Source organism: Bacillus sp. jun7 (assembly GCF_051034795.1).
Taxonomy (GTDB): Bacteria; Bacillota; Bacilli; order Bacillales; family Bacillaceae; genus Bacillus; species Bacillus velezensis.
This window is the reverse complement of the sequence record NZ_CP093219.1, coordinates 2,215,001-2,217,500: the sequence shown is the minus strand read 5'-3', so window position 1 is coordinate 2,217,500 and position 2,500 is coordinate 2,215,001. Positions and strand designations below refer to the sequence as shown.

The window sequence follows — 2,500 nt, the reverse complement described above, 5'->3', positions numbered from 1 at the left end:
AGGTTCGAGTCCTACCTGCGGAGCCATTGCTTCCATAGCTCAGCAGGTAGAGCACTTCCATGGTAAGGAAGAGGTCAGCGGTTCGAGCCCGCTTGGAAGCTTATCTAAATACGTTGATCTGAAGCAGTTTCCGAATGTTATGGAACTGTTATTTTTTGTTTAGTTCAGTAAAAATCTGTTGCTGATTGTACCAGTTAAGGTATAGGTATTTAGCGCGTCTTCTGATGAAGCCTCTCTTCAATGATGCAAAAGAGATTAACATAATTAATTGTTAAACGGTATTGACTTTTATCAAAACCTTGATATAATTACTTTTGTCATAATGAACAGTATAAATAACAATACGGTTTACCGCCATCTGAGGCTGTATCCTGGCCATGCATTACATTTTTACTTGCGGAAGTAGTTCAGTGGTAGAACACCACCTTGCCAAGGTGGGGGTCGCGGGTTCGAATCCCGTCTTCCGCTCCATTTTATCCCAACGGGATATTGTGAAATTAATTGCGCCCGTAGCTCAATTGGATAGAGCGTTTGACTACGGATCAAAAGGTTAGGGGTTCGACTCCTCTCGGGCGCGCCATAATATTTTAAAAAATCGGGAAGTAGCTCAGCTTGGTAGAGCACATGGTTTGGGACCATGGGGTCGCAGGTTCGAATCCTGTCTTCCCGACCATTCTCAAGCTTTAAAGATAATATACTGGTTTTCTTTTTTTCTCTTTTAAAAAAAAATGCTTGATTTATAGAGAAGCACCGTGGTATATTATTAAACGTCGCTGATGGACAGCAGACAACAACAAAAAGCTTCGAAAACAACTTAAAAAAAGTTGTTGACACAAAAGAAGCTGAGTGGTAAGATAATAAAGCTGCTTCAACAAGCGGTAATGATCTTTGAAAACTAAACAAGACAAAACGTACCTGTTAATTCAAAGTTTTAAATAAATCGCACAGCGATGTGCGTAGTCAGTCAAACTACTTTATCGGAGAGTTTGATCCTGGCTCAGGACGAACGCTGGCGGCGTGCCTAATACATGCAAGTCGAGCGGACAGATGGGAGCTTGCTCCCTGATGTTAGCGGCGGACGGGTGAGTAACACGTGGGTAACCTGCCTGTAAGACTGGGATAACTCCGGGAAACCGGGGCTAATACCGGATGGTTGTTTGAACCGCATGGTTCAGACATAAAAGGTGGCTTCGGCTACCACTTACAGATGGACCCGCGGCGCATTAGCTAGTTGGTGAGGTAACGGCTCACCAAGGCGACGATGCGTAGCCGACCTGAGAGGGTGATCGGCCACACTGGGACTGAGACACGGCCCAGACTCCTACGGGAGGCAGCAGTAGGGAATCTTCCGCAATGGACGAAAGTCTGACGGAGCAACGCCGCGTGAGTGATGAAGGTTTTCGGATCGTAAAGCTCTGTTGTTAGGGAAGAACAAGTGCCGTTCAAATAGGGCGGCACCTTGACGGTACCTAACCAGAAAGCCACGGCTAACTACGTGCCAGCAGCCGCGGTAATACGTAGGTGGCAAGCGTTGTCCGGAATTATTGGGCGTAAAGGGCTCGCAGGCGGTTTCTTAAGTCTGATGTGAAAGCCCCCGGCTCAACCGGGGAGGGTCATTGGAAACTGGGGAACTTGAGTGCAGAAGAGGAGAGTGGAATTCCACGTGTAGCGGTGAAATGCGTAGAGATGTGGAGGAACACCAGTGGCGAAGGCGACTCTCTGGTCTGTAACTGACGCTGAGGAGCGAAAGCGTGGGGAGCGAACAGGATTAGATACCCTGGTAGTCCACGCCGTAAACGATGAGTGCTAAGTGTTAGGGGGTTTCCGCCCCTTAGTGCTTCGCGACTAACGCATTAAGCACTCCGCCTGGGGAGTACGGTCGCAAGACTGAAACTCAAAGGAATTGACGGGGGCCCGCACAAGCGGTGGAGCATGTGGTTTAATTCGAAGCAACGCGAAGAACCTTACCAGGTCTTGACATCCTCTGACAATCCTAGAGATAGGACGTCCCCTTCGGGGGCAGAGTGACAGGTGGTGCATGGTTGTCGTCAGCTCGTGTCGTGAGATGTTGGGTTAAGTCCCGCAACGAGCGCAACCCTTGATCTTAGTTGCCAGCATTCAGTTGGGCACTCTAAGGTGACTGCCGGTGACAAACCGGAGGAAGGTGGGGATGACGTCAAATCATCATGCCCCTTATGACCTGGGCTACACACGTGCTACAATGGACAGAACAAAGGGCAGCGAAACCGCGAGGTTAAGCCAATCCCACAAATCTGTTCTCAGTTCGGATCGCAGTCTGCAACTCGACTGCGTGAAGCTGGAATCGCTAGTAATCGCGGATCAGCATGCCGCGGTGAATACGTTCCCGGGCCTTGTACACACCGCCCGTCACACCACGAGAGTTTGTAACACCCGAAGTCGGTGAGGTAACCTTTATGGAGCCAGCCGCCGAAGGTGGGACAGATGATTGGGGTGAAGTCGTAACAAGGTAGCCGTATCG

The 2,500-nt window shown here is 49.4% G+C and carries 5 tRNA genes and 1 rRNA gene (2 of these 6 cut by a window edge); all 6 read left to right on the top strand.

Annotated elements, in window-relative coordinates:
- Positions 1-26 (top strand) — tRNA-Asn (locus MJQ52_RS10590) (it extends 49 nt beyond the left edge of the window).
- A gap of 2 nt (positions 27-28) precedes the next feature.
- Positions 29-101, top strand: a tRNA-Thr gene (locus MJQ52_RS10585).
- A 295-nt stretch (positions 102-396) separates the two neighbouring features.
- Positions 397-471: transfer RNA gene (locus tag MJQ52_RS10580), tRNA-Gly, on the top strand.
- A gap of 32 nt (positions 472-503) precedes the next feature.
- A tRNA-Arg gene (locus MJQ52_RS10575) sits at positions 504-580 on the top strand.
- Between the two features lie 16 nt (positions 581-596).
- Positions 597-673: transfer RNA gene (locus MJQ52_RS10570), tRNA-Pro, on the top strand.
- A 301-nt stretch (positions 674-974) separates the two neighbouring features.
- A 16S ribosomal RNA gene (locus tag MJQ52_RS10565) occupies positions 975-2,500 on the top strand; it runs 26 nt beyond the window's last position.